We start from the raw sequence: 19,370 nt of genomic DNA on the forward strand, positions 1-19,370 counted from the left end.
CTCCTATTTAAGTTAATTGTGTTGCTTAAGCGTTTTTCAATTCATTTTTTGCTTTGTTAAGGATTTCATCCATGTTGTCTTTAGAATCATTTGGCACTTTACGTACATCAAATTTGACTCCTTTTGCTTTTAATTTCTCAAAAGTAGCAACATCATCTGGACCCATTGACAATACCTTGCTTACTACAACTTTTCCGACTGAGTGAGCCATTGAACCAACATTGACTTCTTGAATATCAACGCCGCCTTCGATTGCACGCAATACGTCTTGAGGATTTTCAAACAACAACAACGCTTTCGTATTTCCGAAACGAGGGTCTTTTGAAATCTCGATCATTTTATCAACTGGGATAACGTTTGCCTTAACACCTGGAGGAGCTGCTTGTTCGATCAATCTCTTACGAAGATCGTCTTTAGCTACTGCGTCTGAAACAACGATGATTCGGTTTGTACCTGTTGTTTTCGTCCAAGTAGTAGCAACTTGTCCATGAAGTAAACGAGAATCCACACGAGCCAATACAAGTTTGATATGACCATCGCCAAGAACAGTTCCTTCTGGAATTGCGCCGGTTGGTTGGCCGCCTTGTGCAGCTGCAGGAGCAGCTTCGACTGGTTCTAATTCCTCAGGGCGAATTCTTACGCCTTCTTTTGCTGTACCTAAAATATGTGCAGCAATTTCATGCGCAGTTTCCATTGAGAAACGTGAAGCATATGCTTCGATCAACATTGGTAAGTTCATACCAGCAACGATTGCCCACTTGTCTTTGTGTTCTTCAAACAAGCTGTTTGCTTGGTTGAAAGGAGTTCCACCCCAAAGATCGACTAAGAACAATACTTCGTCTTGGTTTTCGAAAGAGGCGATTGCTTCTTTCATTTTTGCTTTAACGTCATCTGGACCTTCACTTGGCATCAAAGTAACAGCTTTGACATTTTCTTGTTCTCCAAAGATCATTGCTCCGGATTGCAAGATACCATTAGCGAATTCACCATGACTAGCAATGATAATTCCTACCATCTTTATACCTCCTACTTATTATTGTTACAGCTCAAAAATATAAATAAGTTCTTAAAAAAACCTGTAACCAAAATTCATTTACTGCAGCATCTTCTCTTTTTTGATCAATTGCATCAAATCGGTCTTTCTATCTGTCGGAACTTGGCGAATCTCTAATTCGATCCCAGCTTCTGCCAATGTACGAAAAGATTTGATATCCTCTCCATCAACAGAAATGAAATTCGTAATCATTTTCTTGCCTTCGCTAAATCGCATACCGCCGATATTAATCGTTTTCAGATTCACACCCGCTTCAACGACATCTACAACATCTTGCGGCGAGGCAAACAACAACATGATCTTCATCCCGTCAAATAATTGATCTTGATACACTTCAATCAGTTTTCTCTTCGTGACGACATTGGACTTGATTCCCGGTGGTGCGGCTTGTTTTAACAGAAACTTACGCAACTCATCATTTGCGACCTCATCGCTGACTACTAAGATTCGCTCGATCCCGGTTGCTTTGGACCACACTGTCGCAACCTGACCATGAATCAGACGATCATCAATACGAGTAAGCCGAATATCCATTACCATCCCACCACCTCCTGTTACAACAAGGCCCAGATGCCAAAAGACTTGTGCTACAATTTTGAGTACAGTGACACACAGCACTCACTTATAATAAAGCAAGTATCGTGCCAAAATACACTAACAAGGAATTCTTTACTTTCCACCTTTTGCAACGATACACAAAAAAGATACAGTATACTGTATCCTTTTTGTGTATCGTTTAAGCATTGATTTCTTCATTATTTTTAAGCAATTGATAAATATAGTATCGTTCTGATGTTGGAATCGTTATTCGCAGCTGACTTTCTAACTCATTCAGCCCTCGATTCATCACGACATTATCTGTAACACGTTGATAAATTATTTTCGACTGTTCATCAATTTTTAACGGTTGGTGCAAAATTCCCCGTTCGATCGTTCCCGCTAAATGCATCACAAAATTTACCATCAGTGCATAGTCAGCGGAATTGCCTGCACTTTTGATGACAGTCTCCGCCAACCGCCAAAGTGGATTGATCAATTTGTTTGGATTAATAAAAGTAAAACTTTCTTCCATAAATTTGATACACAAGTCACGAGCTTTATTTGCATCCAAAACGACTTCTTCTTGCTCAGACAAATCATTTTCCAGCAATAGTTCATCCAAGACATGATCGGCTTTTTGGTTGATGAATTTCTCCATTGGAATATAAGGCGCGCCGATATTAGGATCTACAATCCCAGTTGTCGCTAAAATTTTAAATTCTTTTTTAAAAGCAGGAACTTTTGTCTTGATGTCGGTAACAGCCAATGTCAAGACTTCGATGTGTTTTAGCTTACGCTGTTTTAACGGTCGCTCAATGATTTCTTTCAAGCGTTGTGCCGTTCCTTCCCCAGAAGCACAAATCGCTAAAATTGCTTGCTTTTCTTGCGGCTCTTCTTTTTCTTGGGTCACATGTCCATAACCTCTAAAACCTTTTAAGGATTCATATAATTCATTTACTCCTGAGCCTAAAACACTTGATTTACGGGCTGCTTCAATCAGCAATGGGGTCGTGACCATATCTAATGTACAGACTTCGATTCCTGTCTCTTTTTCGATTTCTTCATTAAAAGTAGCTAAAGAACCCATGTCTACCATAATCAAAACACCGCTGCCTTCATCGATCTGAGTGACTGCCTCACGAATTTTTTCATAAGCTACTCGCGGATGCATATCTAACGGCATATCGACCGCAATAATATTTGCTACATCCAACAACTCACGAACGACTTGAGCCATCGAGGTCGCGGTACTATTGCCGTGAGCCGCAACGACTACGCCAATCTTGCCGGAAGCTTGATCTTCTCGTAAAGAAACAAGCAAGACCGTTAAATAATAATCTTCACTTTCCGGAATCTCTACTTGAAATTCCTCTTCGACCAACCGACGGATTTCTTGCGCTACAGCGAATTCCGTTGGATAGTCTTTGGCCATTTCACGGATATTATCATTTGTTTCCCGCGTCTCGCCAACGTGAATTTTTTTCAAAAAAGAAGAGATATGCAGACTCATCGCATAAATAAAATTTTGTTGGAAATGAGTTCCTAATCGTTCACTAACTAAGCCTGCGATTTTATTACTGATCTCGATCACATGTTTATCGACAAATTCCGTCAGACGGTTCTCTGTATCAAACGAAAAGCCATGATCTTTATAAAATGATTTCAAATGCACGTTAATATCCGTTGAAATAAAATGGTTGATCGTCTCTTGATCGAGTCCTTCAGTCTTCAACAAAGCCGCTTTGTCCCCGATAATATCATAGAGATTATAGGGCAATTCATAAGCATCTGTTTTGATCAATTCATCGATTTCATTTGGTGTAACAACCATCTCTGGTTCAAGATAAGGCGAGATGTCCGTTGTTTTGATTCGATCTGCAGAAAGTTGGACCAGACCAGCCTTAATTCCTTCCGTTAGATCATTTAGTGTGATGTGAATCTCTTCATGCATCATATGATTCATAAATCCTCGTGCACAAATCAGCTGGACATTGGATTTCAATTGCCCGACGTTGCCATAAGAGACACTGCCTAGCAACGCTTTTACGACATCTTCTGTCAGTGTGATTTTTCGTTGGATCCGATTGGCTTCCATCGCCACCATCACACGAACCAAATCAAGCTGTTCCGCTGCTGGTCGGCTGCTGAAAGCCGGCATTTGGATATTGATCGGAATTCGACGAACAAACGTATCCAATAAAGCTGAATGGGGATCTTCTGTTGTAGCACCGACGATACGAACATTTGCAAAACGATTTTTCCCAGCTTCACCTAAGCGGCTGTAAGTCCCATGATCCATAAAATAAAAAATCATTTCTTGACCTTCCGGCGGCAAACGATGGATCTCATCTAAAAACAGCATTCCGCCATCAGCTTGTTGGATCAAACCATCTTTTTCTGTGTCTGCACCGGTAAATGCCCCTTTTTCATAACCAAACAAATGACTCATCAACAATTCAGGATTATTTGCATAGTCCGCACAGTTGAAGACAACTAGTTCACGATCAGCTTCCACGACACCTTCTGATTGAGCGAATTGAAACATCGCATGCGCAAAAAAAGTTTTTCCAGATCCAGTCGGTCCAGTTATTAAACAATTCAACCCTCTCGGCGGATACAAAATCGCAGCCTTCGCTTGTTCTACTGCATTTCGCATACTTCCAGCAGAGCCGATGATTTGAGTGAAAACATTGCTGGAATTTTTATTTAAAATCTTTTTTTCGGGTGGTTCCGCAGCGGTCGCTACTTGAGTTTCTGGATCAAACGACGTTTTTACTGATTGGCTCGAAACAAAATAGCGAACAGGCCGTCCTTCGCTTTTGTTTAATTGGCCTTCTTTAACTAGGAGATTCAAATCTTTACTTGCATTTGTCCGTTGAATATCCAATGAATCTGCCACATCTTTGGTTGTTACATTTGCATTTTCCAAAACAAAGCGATAAATGCGGTCAATCCGTCGTTCCATTTAGCCACCTTCTTTTTTAGTGTATTCTTCTTATCAATCATCTATAGTTTTCATTAAAATGTCAACTATTTCGCTGTAAAGCAATACACTGTACCTTTTATCTATAGTTAAAGCTTTTAACGAATTTTTCGTTATCCGATTGATCGTATCTCTACTATTATATTAGAGAAAATAATTTAATTTTTTATTGATTGGATTATTTCCATACCGATTGCCGAAAAAAAAAACAAACGGAATAGTTTCGTCAACTGATAAATTATACTAAAAAATCTTATCCAAAAATAGGATAAGATTCTTAACTTTTCCAAAATGGTTTGGAGAAAAGCAATAAAATCGGAAACATCTCTAACCGCCCTGCCAACATAGCAAAAGAGAGCGTCCACTTAGAAAGGTCGGATAAAAAGCCGAAATTCCCAGTTGGTCCTACACCTTTAAATCCTGGCCCAACATTATTGATACATGTAGCAACGGCAGAAAAGATCGTTTGAAATTGAATGTTTTCTAGCGAAAGAATCAGCAATGAAACAACAAAGACCAGTAAATAAAGGACTAAATAACCATGGATATTTTCCATTGTCTTCGTTGAGATTGTTTCACCTTCATACCTCAAAGAAGTAACACTGCGAGAGTGAATAATTTTTTTCAATTCTTGGATCGCATGCTTAATCAAGATCTGGATCCTTGAAACTTTGATCCCCCCGCCAGTTGATCCCGCACAGGCTCCTACAAACATTAGTAAAAGCAAGATCATTTGTGAGAACATCGGCCAAAGATCATAATTCGCTGTAGCAAAACCTGTTGTCGTAATGATCGAAGCTACTTGGAACACCGCATAGCGAAAAGCTTTCAAATACGAAGGATATTGCGACGAGATATTGATGGTAATCAGAATCGTTGAGACCGCGATAATCGCTAAATAGCCGCGCAATTCCTCACTTTTTAGTACTGGAACAATTTTTCCTAGTATAAAGAAATAGATCAAATTAAAATTGATTCCAAATAAAATCATAAAGACACTCAGCACTCCATCGATATACGCACTGTTGTAGCCGGCTATCCCAGCATCACTCATAGCAAAGCCACCGGTTCCTGCCGTTGCAAAAGAATTTAAGATACTATCAAACAACGGCATGTCACCTAATACGAGTAAAATAATCTGGATCACTGTCAGCACCGTGTAGATTACATATAAAATTCGAGCGGTCACACTGACTTTTGAAACTAGTTTACCGATGATTGGTCCAGGCATCTCCGCTTTTAAAATATGCATTGTCCGGCCTGAGGCAATCGGTATAAACGCCACTGTAAAGACTAAGATTCCCATACCGCCGACCCAATGGGTGAAACTGCGCCAAAATAAACTTGCATGACTGATTGGGCTCAATGTAGTTAAAATCGAAGAACCCGTCGTAGTAAATCCCGATACCGTTTCAAAAAAGGCATCCGTCAATGACGGGATCTCGCCTGAAAGCATAAAGGGAAACGCACCAAACAATGACAGTAGCGTCCAACTGACTCCAACGATAAAGAAACCTTCTTTAGCAAAAATATTGCGGTTTTTAGGCTTTTTCCAACTCAGTAACGTCCCAACTAAAAGCGCAAAGACCGCGACAACGGCATAAGCAGTCGCTTCTTGTTCACGATAGATCAATCCGACAATAAATGGAAGCAGCAATAAGAGTGCTTCTACTTTTAATAATTTACCGATCGTAAATACAACCATTTTTCTATTCATAGTGATTCCCCGCTATCTCCTTACCAGATCGTTTAGACTGCTGATTCTTCGATCTGTTGTAATAACCACGATATGGTCTTTTAAACGAATTTCCGTATCGCCTTTAGGAATAACAAATCCCCGTTCTCTAGAAATCGCTGCAATCAATATATTATTTTTTAGTTTTACATCAGAGACTTTTTGATTCAAAAAGCTGGTTTGCGGTGTAACCACAAATTCCATCGCATCGACATCATTATTGAACAAATGATGCAATGTTTTAACACTGCTGTCGTCATCTTTATTATTTTTCGCACGAACATACCGCAAAATATGCGTAGCAATAATATTTTTAGGCGAAACAACACTGTCGATCTCCAATTGATCCAAAACACTCATGAAATTCATCCGTGTCACTTTTGCGACCGTTTTTTTCGCTTTCATTTGTTTTGCATATAACGAAATCACGATGTTTTCTTCATCTAGTCCCGTCAATGCCACAAACGCATCGACAGACTCGATCCCCTCTTCAACCAAAACTTCTTCGTCACTGCCGTCGGATTCAATGATCGTTGCTTCTGGCAGCATGATCGAAAGTTCTACACAACGTTTCGGATTGTTTTCAATAATTTTGACTTGGATCCCGTGTTCGATCAGTTGGCGGGCTAAATAATACGCGATCCGTCCGCCACCGACAATAATGATCCGTTTGGTTTTTTTCTCCAATAGATTGATATCTTGGCAAAAACGCACCAAATCTCGATGTTGCCCCATCACATGGATCCGATCACCTTGTTCAAGAATAAAATTTCCATCTGGAATAATCAGTTTCCCATTTCGCCGAACTGCGCAGATCAAAACATTTGCTTTAGATACCTTGTCTAGCCGATTCAGCGAGGCTCCAATCAAACGGGCATTTTCTTTCAAACGAAATTCTGCCAATTCAATTTTCCCGCTAACGAACGTATCTACTTTAAACGCTGAAGGGAAGAGCAAAATACGCCGAATCTCGTTAGCTGCTTCCAATTCTGGATTAATAATCATTGAAAGCCCCAGCTGATCGCGCATAAAGGAACGTTGCTTCAAATACTCTGGATTTCGTACTCGAGCGATCGAATTTTGCGCTCCCATTTTTTTCGCCATCAAACACGCTAAAATATTCAATTCATCCGACTGTGTCACCGCGATAATGATATCCGTGTTGCTTACCCCTGCTTCTAACAAAATATCATACGTCGAACCGTCGCCAACCACACCCAATACATCAAATTGATTAACGATTGCCTCGACTTTTTCCGCGTGCAGATCAACGACTACCACATCGTAATCATAATCTTCATTCGACAGATACTGGGTCAACGCTTTCCCAACTTTACCAGCGCCTAAAACAATAATTTTCATTTTTTTCTCCTATTATATACGTGACATTCTTATTTCCTCATTCTAGCCTGTTCCAACCGAAAAGACAACGCGCTTTCAGGAAAGTCTTTTTCCATGTTCATTCAAAATAAACGGATATTTTGAGCCAGCCTAGCGAAGAATGGACAAAGTAGAATCTGTTTGAATCGCAAGTTCTATAAGTGTCTCAAAAATCGTTGGAGGATTATCCTTTCTCACATAAAATACCACAGAACTTTTTGAAACAATGGATGTTATTATGCCATTAAAAAAGCTCAACTTGCCGGAAAAGCAGTTGAGCTCATAAAAATTCTCTATTGTTTTTTGACGATCATAATATTGAGTACGATCTCATCGGTCGTTGGCGTGTCACCTTTTTTAACAAATTGACTTGGTTTTGGCTCCAACTCAACGGATGGATAAGCGGCATTAAAAAAATAATCTGAAAAATCAGCTTCTTCAATTTTTTGATGGTACCAATCGTTGTTTTCGCCACCATATAAATCGGAATATTCTGCGTTTTTTAATGTTTTCTCGTTATAAAAAATCGTCGGCAAGGCTACGACATAATCTTCACCTTCTGAACGGACCCAATAATAAAGATCTGTTGAGTCTTTGATTCCGCCAGTCCCATTGAAATCACCGGAAAAATAGGCATACTCGTCGCTAGCAGTCAATTTTTTCGTTGTGATCACGGGATTTTTCAATCCTAATGATTGAGCTCGTAAAAGGATGTACTTGCGCCAAGTTTCATCCGAAAAATCAGCGTGATATGACTTTTTGTCACTCAACGACTGCTGTTTTTCTAAATTATTTTCTGCCGCAGCACGACTTTCTTTAGCCTCTTCACTGCTGCTTTCACTTGCTTGCTGAGACTTTTGATAACTCTTGATTCGCATCTTCTGTGCATCAGCTGCAAATTGTTCTAAGACAGGATACGAATACCCGTTATTTAACAGCCAATTGAAGATTTTTTCGTATTCTTTCGTAGTCTCTTTGATATCAGCCGTTGCTGCTTTTTCTTCAGCTTTTTTATCATAGTTCAGGTGTTGCGACTCAGATACTGCTTTTAAACTAGACTTAGCACCCTCCCCTTTTCGGATTGTATATGTTTTGGTGTAGTCAAATCCGCGGTCATCATCACTGTCAAACTGGTAGTCATAAACAAATTCCACTCGCTGTCTTTTAAAGTCCAAAATAAAATCGTAGATAAGTAAATCATCGCTATCGTTACTTTGAAGTGTGAGTTTTTGATTTTGTTTATCATAATCGTACCAAGCGACCAATGATATCGGATAATCAGTTGCAGTCACACTTTCAGGCACAACGATCTCTCCAGCAAAATTAATCGACTCTTCCTCAAAAGAATCATTAAATTCCGGTAATTCCAGTTCTTTTTTTAATTTCATTAGATCCAGTTTTTGTCGTGTCGTTAAGTCAGCCGTATGTTTTTCTATCATGAAAAAACCGATTAGCAAAATAAAAATCCCCATGAGTACAGCTAGTCCGATTTTACTCGGTCGATGTCTTTGCCCCATAATTCATACTTCCCTTTAATTAGTTTGAATCATTTATCGCTATTATCCTTCAAATCCAACAAAATGCAATCACAAATGTTTCAAAAACCACCCCATACTTCCGCTAATTCAAACGAATTATTCAACCTAAAAAGGTGTGACAAGCCGGTTGTCACACCTAAAAATACGTTAAAACTCAATCATTTTTTCTCTGTACGCGCATAGAGCAAGCCAATCAAAAAGCCGACTACCGCTGGCACGATCCAGCCCATACCGATATTGAAGAATGGCAAATATCTTCCAGCAAAACTTAATAATGACTCAACAAATGGAAGTTCAGCAATTCCTGCGGGACTCGCTGCGAGTGCATCAAAAATAGCGGAAAACATCGTAAAAGCTGTCGTTGTTTGATAGACGATTTTGCGGTGCTTGAATAACGGACTAATAATAGATAATAAAATCAAGGTCATCGCCAAGGGATAGATAAACATCAAGACTGGCAATGATAGTTCAATTATTTTTGTCAATCCAATATTTGCAAAAAGACACGGCAAGGCACTTGCTACAATTATAAAGAATTGGTAGCTGCGACGTGGGAACAATTCAACAAATGTTTCCGAAAATGCCGTAACCAGTCCGATGGATGTTTTCAAACAAGCAGAGATCACGATCAATGCCAGTAAAATACTGCCGGCGGTACCAAGATAATAATTGGCGATTTGTGCCAACGCGACCCCGCCATTTTCACTAATAGAGAACTTTCCTAAACTCATCGCGCCTAAGTAAGCCAATGAAGTATAGATGACCCCCATCAAGACGATACTGATTGCTCCTGATTTGATCGTATCTCTAGCGATTTGATTGGGATCTTTTACTCCCATTGATCGAATCGTCGTTACGATAATGATCCCAAAGGCCAATGAAGCAAGTGCATCCAACGTATTATAGCCCTCAGTAAAACCTGTAAAAAAAGCCGTCGTTTGATAAGTCGGCTGCACTGCAGCATCCGATATCGAACCTAATGGCCGTGAAAAACCAAAAATAAGCAATACACCGAGCAAGATCAAAAAGATTGGATTCAAAAATTTCCCCACATAATCTAAGATTTTCGTAGGTTTACGGGAGAAGAACCAAGTTAACACAAAGAAAATGATACTAAAAACAGTCAACATGATTTTTTGCTGTCCACTAGACACAAAGGGTGCGACTCCGATCTCAAACGAGGTAGTCGCAAGCCGCGGCAAGGCAAAGAAAGGGCCAATCACCATGTAAATCAAAAACGTAAACACAAAGGCATATTTTCGACCTACCTTAGAAGCTAAATCAAGCACCCCTTCACTTTGAGAGATTCCAATCGCGATTACACCCAAAAACGGCAAGCCGATTCCAGTAGCTAAAAATCCAAGATTCGCTAAAAATACATTGCTTCCGGCAAGTTGTCCCATATTTACCGGAAAGATCAAATTTCCTGCACCAAAAAAAAGACCAAAAAGCATCGAACCGATATATATGTATTGTTTTAATGAGAGTTTTCTTTCCATAATACCTCCAGACTAAATATTTGATTAAATTTACATTAGTTAATTGTACACAAATGTTGCAACTCTGACAAAATATTTCGATCAAAAAAGAACAAATCTCCTCAAATTTTCAGAATAATCAATCTTTTGAGCAAAGGATCGACATACTTATCCCAACACCGTCAGGATACTATTCTTTTTTTCAGCTTATCTGTAAACAAAAACATATCGAAAATGGGCGACTTTGAGAAACTTAGTCTTATTTCTGAAAAAGTGATTGGAATAACGTCTATTCAATTTTCATCCCCGCTTTGAAAGCAAAACGCACTAAAGGCATAAAAAAAGAAGCGACAAAACTTTTGCCCCCTCTTCTCATTAAAAAACACTCGATACCTCTAATTCAATGCCACGGCTTGTTGGATCAACACTTTTATCGCTTCAGGTTGAATCTCTTCCACATTTTTGATACGGATGTGTCGCATCGTTTTTGCTTCGCCTTGCAATAAATGTTCAGAATCAAAGGCGGCTAATTCATTCCCGCGATGAAAACCGAGACTAGTATGTTGCTTTGCCACTTGGATAAAGCAGACCAGCCCTTGATACGAATAATTAGGCATTGACCACTTAAATTCCTCAACCAAATCCGGTGATGCTTCAAAAATCAATTCTCGCAATGCTTTTGCGATCGTTTTATTTGGTTCTGACAGTTCTGTTATAAATTGATCGACTTTCAAAATCTTACGTTCATTTTCCGTGACACACTCCCCCTTTTTAAACATCCAACAAAAAATTATTGCTCTTCCGTAGAACGCTTTGCTCTTCTTTCTTTTTTTAACGCTTTTTGCTGCAATTGTAAAATAGCCTGTTCAATTTCTGCCAATGCTTCTGGATCAACTTCTTTATTTTTTAATTCTTCCAAATGCACGAGCCATTTTTCCGGCTCACGATTGCCTAAGCGACCGATCGCCCAAGCAGCAGTTCCGCGAATCACTGGTCGCACATCTTCTTGTGCACAAGTTAAGATCTCCGGCAACGCACCGCGCTCACCAACATTCGCCAATGCGATCAAGGCATTTCGCTGCAACGGTTTTTTTCCGCGCCACGAGCCCGCCAAATGACCAAACTGTGTTTTGAATTCTTTATTGGAAAGATCTAACATCGGTTTTAATTTAGGATACACTTCATCGACTTTCGGTTCCATTTCTTCATGAAAATGGAAGTCTTTTCCTTGATTGTACGGACAGACCAACTGGCAAATATCGCAACCATAGATGACATTCCGAATTTTTTTGCGATATTCTTCCGGCATCATTCCCTTTGTTTGAGTCTGATAAGAAAGACACCGCTTAGCATTCATTCGACCATCGCCGAGCAAAGCATTTGTCGGACAAGCCGTCACACATCTCGTACAATCACCGCAGCCAAAAGGTACCGGTTCATCTACCGCAAATTGAATATTCGTAACGATTTCTCCTAAGTAGACAAACGAGCCGTACTCTTCTGTAATCAATAGACCATTTCTGCCAATGAAACCTAGTCCTGCCCGTTGCGCAACTGCTACATCGACTAATTCTCCTGTATCTACTTGTGGGGCAAAACGCCAATCCTCTTGCTCTTGCAAGTCGGATGCCTGCTCTTTAATAAAGGCAATCAACTTTTCTAAGCGATCACGCAAGATATCATGATAATCGATTCCCCATGAAGCCCGCGCAAACATTCCGCGCTTCTCATCATTTGGGACCTCTTCACGGATCTTTGTTGGGTAGGCTAACGCGATGGCGATGATCGTTTGCGGATTTTCAAATGTTTTTTCAGGATAAATCCGCTCTTCCACGATTTTGTGTTCAAATCCAGAATTATAGCCTCTTTCTCGTTGTTCATGTAAGGAAGCTTCCAATTCATAGAAAGGCTCAGCCGAAGCAAATCCAATTTTATCAATCCCGATCCGTTTACTTTCGGCGATGATCTTTTCCTTTAAAGACAACATGCTCATTCACTCTTTTCTATTCTTTGATAACGCTGAAACATTTTTACCAGCGGTTTTTTCAATAACACATAAAAGACAGCCGTTCCGATACCATGCATCACATCAAATGAGAGCCCTGCTAAATAATAAGGCCAGAACTGCTTGATTCCAAAAAACGGTGCCAACATAGCAGAAACAAGCAAACCATACAACAAACTCATTACAAAACCTAGCACAACTTCCACTAACAGAAATTTCCTCAGCAATTTACTCAACAGTCCCGTCAATAAAATAATAATAGCAAAAGCCAAAATCTGGGCGATCGTCCAAATCCCCATTCCCAAATAAAAATTTGTGATCATGATCGATAGAGAACCAATGATCATTGCCGGTGCGACCCCGATATTCAGCGTAACAATCAGCAAAATGGCCGTGATCGGCTGAACATTAGGAATTACCGAAGTCATCAACCGACCAACCACACAAACCGCTGTCAACAACGCAAGGAGCGCTAAATTATAAGTAGAAAAAAATTGTTTTTTGATCGCTCATTCCTCCCATTAACTTTAAGGTTATTTTAGCATAAAACAAAAAACAACAGCTGATTCATATTAGATTTTAACAGGTGATTTTTCTCAATTTAAGGGGCCCATTTTCATCATCGATAAACAACTCTCTTTTATCTTAATACCATTGAGAAGAAAGGGGCAGACCTTTAGAATTCTGACCAGCCAACGATCCAAATAAAAAAAAGCTCTACCTCTTGCTAATGCAAGAGATAGAGCCGATTAGTTTTAAGCTTCTTGAGCGACTGGATATACAGACACTTGTTTTTTGTCGCGACCTTTACGTTCGAAACGTACTACGCCGTCAACTTTAGCAAACAATGTGTCATCGCCACCGATACCTACGTTTACACCAGGGAAAATTTTAGTACCACGTTGGCGATAAAGAATTGATCCACCAGTAACAGTTTGACCGTCAGCACGTTTAGCACCTAAACGTTTTGATTCTGAGTCACGTCCGTTAGAAGTTGAACCGCCACCTTTTTTATGGGCGAATAATTGTAAGTTCATATTCAATAACATGAGCTGCACCTCCTATGATTTAGATTTTGTTTGGATCTCAATGAAATCCAAATATTCAGTTTCGATTGATTGCAAGCCTAATAATAAATGCTCTAGTAAAATTTGCGAGATATTCATCTGCTCTTGGGTCATCGAATCATTTATTTCCATTGAAACATGAAGATAACCACCTTCATCATCATTGGTTTCGATGTTCGGAATGACACCAGCTAAAGCATCTAAGCTATTTACTGTACTGATGGCTAGTGCAGAAACTGCGGAACAAACGATATCGCTACCGTAAGGACCAGCTTCAGCATGACCTGTCAGTATAAATTCACTGATTTGACCTGCTTGATTTCGAGCGAATGTACCTTTGATCAACTTAGGCACCTTCTTTTTTTATGCTTTGATTGAGTCAATGACAACTTTAGTGTAAGGTTGACGATGACCTTGTTTGCGGTGTGAATGTTTTTTAGGTTTGTATTTGAAAGTAACGACTTTCTTTTGTTTGCCGTGTTTTTCAACAGTTCCTTCAACAGTTGCACCTTCAACGATAGGAGCTCCTACTTTTGTAGTTTCGCCGCCTACTAAAACAACTTGGTCGAAGACAACTTTTTCGCCAGCTTCAACGTCTAATTTTTCAATGTAGACTGCTTGACCTTCTTCAACTTTGAATTGTTTACCGCCAGTTTTGATGATTGCGTACATGCTTGTGGCACCTCCTTATAATAGATACTTAGACTCGCCATCCCAAGTGACCGAAGTTCTTAATAACTTGTTCTGTGCGGTTGTAGCTGTGAGTTCCACAATTACAACATTCATAGTCTACTAAAAAAAAAGGGTGAAGTCAATGATTATTATTGACGTACGGCCGGCTTTTTTCTACTATTAGTGAGATGATGGATTGGTCGCTTTGATTTAATAAACGGATACGCGACTCTTTCCGAAAAAATTAGTTTATAAAACGAGGTGACATGGATGGATTATCCGAAAAAATTAGTCGACTTAGTCTCCGAACGTTCAAAAAATTTTCAGCTTGAGGGATTTATCGCAGGTCAAGGACCGCTTCAGCCAAAACTGATGTTAGTCGGCGAAGCACCAGGACGCAATGAAGTTGTCAATCATATCCCCTTTTCTGGTGCAGCCGGAAAAGAATTGATCCAAGCGATGGAATCGATCGGTCTTACTCGAGAAAACACCTATATCACCAGTGCTGTCAGAAGTCGGCCGTATAAAATCGTTGAACGTATTAACAAACGCACACAAGAAAATGAGCTTGTCTATCCGAATCGGACACCCAATAAAAAAGAAGTGCTGGCGCACGCACCAATCTTAGATTATGAACTAGCCACAGTCCAGCCAAAACTCATCGCGACTTTAGGGAATATCGGCCTGCAACGTCTACTTGGTCCAAAATGGCAGATCAGTGAACGCCACGGCGAGATTTATCACGGCCCGATCTTAGAACTGACTGCAGAACAAGACACTTATCAACTGTCAGAAAAAAAATACACCGTCGTTCCACTATTTCATCCGGCAGCGATTTTTTATAATCGTTCCTTGAGCGAAAAAATAAAAAATGACTGGGTAACTTTAGGAAAATTACTAGAAAAAGAGGAAAAATAATGCGCAATGAAATGATGCATCGACCAATAATCAATGAAGATATTTTACATTATTTACGAACAGAGCAAAAACCGTTAACTGGAGCTTTAGGTGAACTGGAAGAACTTGCTCATGAAAACGGCGTCCCAGTGATTCCCCATGAAACAGTTGTCTTTTTACAATTTTTATTGAAACAAAAACGTCCTAAAACTATTTTAGAGATTGGTACAGCAATCGGTTTTTCTGCTAGCTTAATGGCAAATTCACTTGCGAAAGAGGCCAAGATCACTACGATTGATCGCTTTCCTGTCATGATCGAAAAAGCAAAAGCTACTTTCAAAAAAATGGGCTTAGAGGATCAAGTGACTTTATTAGAAGGCGACGCGGCGGACTTACTGAGTACATTAGAAGGACCTTACGACTTTATTTTTATGGACAGTGCCAAAGCAAAATATATTACTTTTCTACCAGAGTGTTTGCGCCTATTATCGGCTGATGGTATTTTGATGGTGGATGATATTTTCCAAGCTGGAACCATTTTGCAGCCCATCGAAGAAATTCCACGAAAAAACCGCGCGATCCATCGCAAACTGAATGAATTTTTAGACGAAATCACCAAATCACCTGAGCTAACTTCAACTTTGTTGCCTTTAGGTGATGGTGTCGCATTGATTTCAAAAAACAATTAATAGCTGCTAGAAATTATTGAAAGAATATCCCTTTGAATCAGTAAAACAACGAATTAGGATTGACAAGCACAAGTAGTTTTTCTATAATAGCAGTTGTTGCAAAACTACTGTCACAGTAGCTCAGCCGGATAGAGCATCCGCCTTCTAAGCGGACGGTCGGGGGTTCGAATCCCTCCTGTGATATATTTAAACCGTTAGGAATGTTGATTCCTAACGGTTTTTTCTTTTCTATGTGCCAAATCGGTGCTTAGTTGTTTCTAACTATTACTTCTAAAAAAATACTTTATTCTAATTAATATCTGCTCAATTGTTAATGAAAGAACAATTGCTAGAATCATCAAAGCTGATGAGACTAGAAATGATTTAAGCGTATCCATATTCGTTCTATCGATAAGATTGTAGGCAGTAAAGTATATTATTGGATGAAAAATAAAAATATACAAAGTATGTTGCCCTATATAGCTTAAAAAACTTTTTCTTTTCGGAACTAGTCCTAACAATAGAGCTATTGCAATAGTCCCGATAATATACTGGATTAATTCTTTCAAAAAGAAAATATATTTCCCATCATCAAATTGATAATAATTTATATATCCAAAAAATACCCTCATCCATTCATTGGCATTATTTCCAAAATATAGAAAGTTGATACATACAGATATAATCATTGCAAACAATAAAGTAGGCTTAATATTTCTTAGCTTAGCTCTTACTTCAATCAATTTATCAACCGTAAAAAAATAACCTGCAATAAAAAATGGGGCAAACACAATAGTTCTCTCATATGCGAAATAATTTCCATCCACATGGAAATTTATATACCTGATGAATAAAGCAATAATAATTATTGTCAATAGCACAATGAGCGGATTGAGTCTAACCTTTTTTAAAAAAACTGAAATCAGATACCAATATGTCAAACTGAGTAAGTACCACACATGAAAAATAGGCGTTACAACAATATGAATTTCAGGAATCCACGGATAAGAAGTTAAATTTACTACACATATGTATAATAATTGCACAAATAAATATAATATCCCATAGTATAAAACCTTCTTAAAGTTTGCATTTTTTGCAAATACTCCATTTAAAAAAATAAAGGCAGGCATATGAAATGAATAAATTAGTGTTAGTAGCCAGTTATTCTCATTTGAGCTAGCTAAAAGCATATGACCAAAAACCACTAAAATAATCAACAAACCTTTTATGTTATCAATTTGATAATCTCTAGATTTCAATTTTACTCCCCTATTCAAAACAAAATTATTATGCTTAATTTAAATCAATTCAGAATAATGCCGTATTTAATAAAGATATAGTAAAACATATATTTATTAAATCGAGTATTTATATATATGTATCCCAACCTTCAGCCTTAATCTTATCTTTGAAAGCATTAAATCCATCAATATATCTTTATTCCCATATCACCCCTAAAAAAACACCAGTTATATAAAAGGTATAAAAAACCGTCTCACCTCTTAACAGCCTCCAGATAAAAATAGCGATCCTCAGCCCCCGTATTCTTTTTGAAAACTCGGTAATAAATAAACTGTATTTTAGTCATCACTTCAGATTCGCTAAAAATCCTATATACGGTAAATAAAAATGCGGGGCACCGATCAAATTGCGTTTGTGGACCAAACCCATCTCTGCTTTGTCTGCATTGTCGCCTTTAACAAAGTATCCTTCAATTTTATTATCGACAGCTAATACCCGCCGCGTTTTGATTTCTTCTTTTTGATTTGTATAATAAGTGATCGTGTCACCAACATGGATTGGTTCTGAAATATCTTTCACAAAAACTAAGCCGCCTTCACGATATTCTGGCGCCATTTTATTGTCTGAAACTGCGTAAGGCGTCACATCCAACACTTTAGGAATACCAATCATCAGTATAGCTAATAAGGACAGACAAAAAAGCAAGGCAACACCAACCATTGTTATTTTTCTGTTTTTTGGCATTCTCTTTTGCCTCCTTCAAAAAGAAAATCTCTTCATAACCATCATATCATATTACCCAAAAAATTCTATTTTTTAATTGATTATTGAATAAATTTTGCATTTTATTTTAAAAAAAGACTAAATATATTATAATTTATACTATATTTCTTGATTAAAAAAAGGAAATTACGTAATAAACCAATTAGACTTTTTATAAAAATAGTTATTTTAATAATCTTTCAGCAATAGACTTGAACAAAAAATTAACCCCCTGATTAGATGAACAGCCACCATAGATTTTTAGAAAGTATAAAAAAAGCTGCGGCTAAAGCCACAGCTTTTTTTAATAAATCAGTTCTAAAAATTCTTCTTTGGTGATATTTCCAAAATAATGAGTTAAATCCATTTGATCGATACTGTCTGCTAAAGCTTGTTTCTCGTAACGGGTGCCGATCAATTGGTTTTCCACGTCTTTGATCTCACCTAGACCGAAAAAGTCGCCAAAAACTTTTGCTTTTTCAATCTCACCGTTGACGACTGCTAAACGGACTTCGATCGAACCGATTGGGAAACGTTTTTGACGTTCCAAGTTGAATTCTGGAGAACGGCCATAGTTCCAATCCCAATTTTTGTAATACTCATCTGAGATTTGATTGATAGCTTTCCAATCTGCTTCATTCAATTCATGTGTCTTGACTTGATCTACACTGTCGACACCAAAAATCTGCAACAGAATCGCTTGCCGAAATTCTTCAGTCGTCATGTTTTGTTTTTCAGCTGGTAAGTAGTCTTTGATATTCGTTACTCGTGAACGAATCGATTTGATTCCTTTTGATTCGATCTTATCTTTTTTCACTTTTAACGCATTGACGACTTCATCGATATCACTGTCAAACATCAATGTTCCATGAGCAAACATCCGGCCGTTTGTTGAATACATCGCATTGCCTGAGAATTTTTTATCATCGATCACTAGGTCATTACGGCCTTTTAGTTGCGCTCCTTCGATTCCTAGTTTATGAAGCGCCTCAACGATCGGCTCTGTCAATTTTTTAAAGTCTCTAAACGAGTTGCCGTCATCTGGCATGATGAAACTAAAGTTTAAATTTCCTGTATCATGGTAAACAGCACCGCCGCCGCTCAAGCGTCGAACGACATGGATACCGTTTTCATCTACATATTCTTTATTGATCTCTTCAATCGTATTTTGATTACGACCGATAATAATAGAAGGTTCGTTTATATAGAAAAGTAAAATTGGTTCATCTAAAGGCATATTTTGTAATAAATAGGTCTCGATAGCAAGATTTACTCGTGGATCGCGTTCTTCGTCGTTTGGTACGTATAGCATAATTCCAACTCCTTCTTACTCTCTAATGAAATAA

At 38.5% G+C, this 19,370-nt stretch carries 18 protein-coding genes, 1 tRNA gene and 1 other annotated feature; of the genes, 3 read left to right on the forward strand and 16 right to left on the reverse strand.

Annotation, left to right across the window (positions count from 1 at the left end; all coding sequences use genetic code 11):
* Nucleotides 1-25: 25 nt before the first annotated feature.
* The 13 genes from FFM68_RS01405 to rplU form a co-directional block, all read right to left on the reverse strand.
* Entirely contained in the window at nt 26-1,015 is a 990-nt protein-coding gene (locus FFM68_RS01405) for a mannose/fructose/sorbose PTS transporter subunit IIB (RefSeq protein WP_137617657.1), read from the reverse strand.
* 78 nt (nt 1,016-1,093) lie between these two features.
* Complete coding sequence (locus FFM68_RS01410) at nt 1,094-1,594, reverse strand: PTS sugar transporter subunit IIB (protein WP_137617658.1); 501 nt, start codon at nt 1,592-1,594, stop codon at nt 1,094-1,096.
* A 196-nt stretch (nt 1,595-1,790) separates the two neighbouring features.
* Nucleotides 1,791-4,559 (reverse strand): sigma-54-dependent transcriptional regulator, encoded by a 2,769-nt coding sequence (locus FFM68_RS01415; protein WP_137617659.1) that lies wholly within the window; start codon nt 4,557-4,559, stop codon nt 1,791-1,793.
* Between the two features lie 295 nt (nt 4,560-4,854).
* The gene (locus tag FFM68_RS01420) at nt 4,855-6,294 is read right to left on the reverse strand and encodes a TrkH family potassium uptake protein (RefSeq protein ID WP_137617660.1); all 1,440 of its coding nucleotides are present in this window, start codon (nt 6,292-6,294) and stop codon (nt 4,855-4,857) included.
* A gap of 12 nt (nt 6,295-6,306) precedes the next feature.
* The gene (trkA, locus tag FFM68_RS01425) at nt 6,307-7,674 is read right to left on the reverse strand and encodes a Trk system potassium transporter TrkA (protein ID WP_137617661.1); all 1,368 of its coding nucleotides are present in this window, start codon (nt 7,672-7,674) and stop codon (nt 6,307-6,309) included.
* A gap of 311 nt (nt 7,675-7,985) precedes the next feature.
* Nucleotides 7,986-9,209, reverse strand: coding sequence for a hypothetical protein (locus tag FFM68_RS01430; protein WP_137617662.1), 1,224 nt, complete (start codon nt 9,207-9,209; stop codon nt 7,986-7,988).
* Nucleotides 9,210-9,388: 179 nt separating this feature from the next.
* Nucleotides 9,389-10,729, reverse strand: coding sequence for a branched-chain amino acid transport system II carrier protein (gene brnQ / locus FFM68_RS01435; RefSeq protein ID WP_137617663.1), 1,341 nt, complete (start codon nt 10,727-10,729; stop codon nt 9,389-9,391).
* A 374-nt stretch (nt 10,730-11,103) separates the two neighbouring features.
* The gene (locus tag FFM68_RS01440) at nt 11,104-11,442 is read right to left on the reverse strand and encodes a DUF1801 domain-containing protein (RefSeq protein ID WP_204652627.1); all 339 of its coding nucleotides are present in this window, start codon (nt 11,440-11,442) and stop codon (nt 11,104-11,106) included.
* Nucleotides 11,443-11,498: 56 nt separating this feature from the next.
* On the reverse strand, nt 11,499-12,695 hold the full coding sequence (queG, locus tag FFM68_RS01445) for a tRNA epoxyqueuosine(34) reductase QueG (RefSeq protein ID WP_137617665.1): 1,197 nt from the start codon (nt 12,693-12,695) through the stop codon (nt 11,499-11,501).
* A gap of 2 nt (nt 12,696-12,697) precedes the next feature.
* On the reverse strand, nt 12,698-13,141 hold the full coding sequence (locus tag FFM68_RS01450) for a hypothetical protein (protein ID WP_239585019.1): 444 nt from the start codon (nt 13,139-13,141) through the stop codon (nt 12,698-12,700).
* Between the two features lie 327 nt (nt 13,142-13,468).
* Entirely contained in the window at nt 13,469-13,762 is a 294-nt protein-coding gene (gene rpmA, locus FFM68_RS01455) for a 50S ribosomal protein L27 (protein ID WP_010745708.1), read from the reverse strand.
* 12 nt (nt 13,763-13,774) lie between these two features.
* Nucleotides 13,775-14,125 carry a ribosomal-processing cysteine protease Prp gene (locus FFM68_RS01460; protein ID WP_137617784.1) on the reverse strand — a complete coding sequence of 117 codons (351 nt, stop codon included), beginning with the start codon at nt 14,123-14,125 and terminating at the stop codon, nt 13,775-13,777.
* 18 nt (nt 14,126-14,143) lie between these two features.
* On the reverse strand, nt 14,144-14,452 hold the full coding sequence (gene rplU / locus FFM68_RS01465; RefSeq protein ID WP_137617667.1) for a 50S ribosomal protein L21: 309 nt from the start codon (nt 14,450-14,452) through the stop codon (nt 14,144-14,146).
* 20 nt (nt 14,453-14,472) lie between these two features.
* Nucleotides 14,473-14,544: a sequence feature (ribosomal protein L21 leader region), on the reverse strand.
* A 178-nt stretch (nt 14,545-14,722) separates the two neighbouring features.
* Here rplU and FFM68_RS01470 point away from each other — a divergent pair.
* From FFM68_RS01470 to FFM68_RS01480, 3 genes are all read left to right on the forward strand, one after another.
* Entirely contained in the window at nt 14,723-15,370 is a 648-nt protein-coding gene (locus tag FFM68_RS01470; RefSeq protein ID WP_137617668.1) for a uracil-DNA glycosylase, read from the forward strand.
* Nucleotides 15,370-16,038 (forward strand): O-methyltransferase, encoded by a 669-nt coding sequence (locus tag FFM68_RS01475; protein WP_137617669.1) that lies wholly within the window; start codon nt 15,370-15,372, stop codon nt 16,036-16,038. The genes FFM68_RS01470 and FFM68_RS01475 overlap by 1 nt, the downstream gene beginning before the upstream one ends.
* A gap of 109 nt (nt 16,039-16,147) precedes the next feature.
* Nucleotides 16,148-16,221: transfer RNA gene (locus tag FFM68_RS01480), tRNA-Arg, on the forward strand.
* A gap of 74 nt (nt 16,222-16,295) precedes the next feature.
* On the opposite strand, the gene FFM68_RS01485 is transcribed toward FFM68_RS01480, so the two are convergent.
* From FFM68_RS01485 to lplA, 3 genes are all read right to left on the reverse strand, one after another.
* Nucleotides 16,296-17,279 (reverse strand): acyltransferase family protein, encoded by a 984-nt coding sequence (locus FFM68_RS01485; protein WP_137617670.1) that lies wholly within the window; start codon nt 17,277-17,279, stop codon nt 16,296-16,298.
* Nucleotides 17,280-17,607: 328 nt separating this feature from the next.
* A complete protein-coding gene (locus tag FFM68_RS01490; RefSeq protein ID WP_239585020.1) occupies nt 17,608-18,006 on the reverse strand; it encodes a S26 family signal peptidase in 399 nt (132 codons plus the stop codon).
* Between the two features lie 322 nt (nt 18,007-18,328).
* Nucleotides 18,329-19,336, reverse strand: coding sequence for a lipoate--protein ligase (gene lplA / locus FFM68_RS01495; protein WP_137617671.1), 1,008 nt, complete (start codon nt 19,334-19,336; stop codon nt 18,329-18,331).
* Between the last annotated feature and the right edge of the window lie 34 nt (nt 19,337-19,370).

Origin of the sequence: Enterococcus xiangfangensis (assembly GCF_005405365.1) — a bacterium.
Taxonomy (GTDB): domain Bacteria; phylum Bacillota; class Bacilli; order Lactobacillales; family Enterococcaceae; genus Enterococcus_A; species Enterococcus_A xiangfangensis.

What these genes read in the sequence shown, in the direction of transcription:
- FFM68_RS01405 (WP_137617657.1), bottom strand. Translation starts at nt 1,015, where the DNA reads ATGGTAGGAATTATCATTGCTAGTCATGGTGAATTCGCTAATGGTATC.
- FFM68_RS01410 (WP_137617658.1), bottom strand. Translation starts at nt 1,594, where the DNA reads ATGGTAATGGATATTCGGCTTACTCGTATTGATGATCGTCTGATTCAT.
- FFM68_RS01415 (WP_137617659.1), bottom strand. Translation starts at nt 4,559, where the DNA reads ATGGAACGACGGATTGACCGCATTTATCGCTTTGTTTTGGAAAATGCA.
- FFM68_RS01420 (WP_137617660.1), bottom strand. Translation starts at nt 6,294, where the DNA reads ATGAATAGAAAAATGGTTGTATTTACGATCGGTAAATTATTAAAAGTA.
- trkA (WP_137617661.1), bottom strand. Translation starts at nt 7,674, where the DNA reads ATGAAAATTATTGTTTTAGGCGCTGGTAAAGTTGGGAAAGCGTTGACC.
- FFM68_RS01430 (WP_137617662.1), bottom strand. Translation starts at nt 9,209, where the DNA reads ATGGGGCAAAGACATCGACCGAGTAAAATCGGACTAGCTGTACTCATG.
- brnQ (WP_137617663.1), bottom strand. Translation starts at nt 10,729, where the DNA reads ATGGAAAGAAAACTCTCATTAAAACAATACATATATATCGGTTCGATG.
- queG (WP_137617665.1), bottom strand. Translation starts at nt 12,695, where the DNA reads ATGTTGTCTTTAAAGGAAAAGATCATCGCCGAAAGTAAACGGATCGGG.
- FFM68_RS01450 (WP_239585019.1), bottom strand. Translation starts at nt 13,141, where the DNA reads ATGACTTCGGTAATTCCTAATGTTCAGCCGATCACGGCCATTTTGCTG.
- rpmA (WP_010745708.1), bottom strand. Translation starts at nt 13,762, where the DNA reads ATGTTATTGAATATGAACTTACAATTATTCGCCCATAAAAAAGGTGGC.
- rplU (WP_137617667.1), bottom strand. Translation starts at nt 14,452, where the DNA reads ATGTACGCAATCATCAAAACTGGCGGTAAACAATTCAAAGTTGAAGAA.
- FFM68_RS01470 (WP_137617668.1), top strand. Translation starts at nt 14,723, where the DNA reads ATGGATTATCCGAAAAAATTAGTCGACTTAGTCTCCGAACGTTCAAAA.
- FFM68_RS01475 (WP_137617669.1), top strand. Translation starts at nt 15,370, where the DNA reads ATGCGCAATGAAATGATGCATCGACCAATAATCAATGAAGATATTTTA.
- FFM68_RS01490 (WP_239585020.1), bottom strand. Translation starts at nt 18,006, where the DNA reads ATGCCAAAAAACAGAAAAATAACAATGGTTGGTGTTGCCTTGCTTTTT.
- lplA (WP_137617671.1), bottom strand. Translation starts at nt 19,336, where the DNA reads ATGCTATACGTACCAAACGACGAAGAACGCGATCCACGAGTAAATCTT.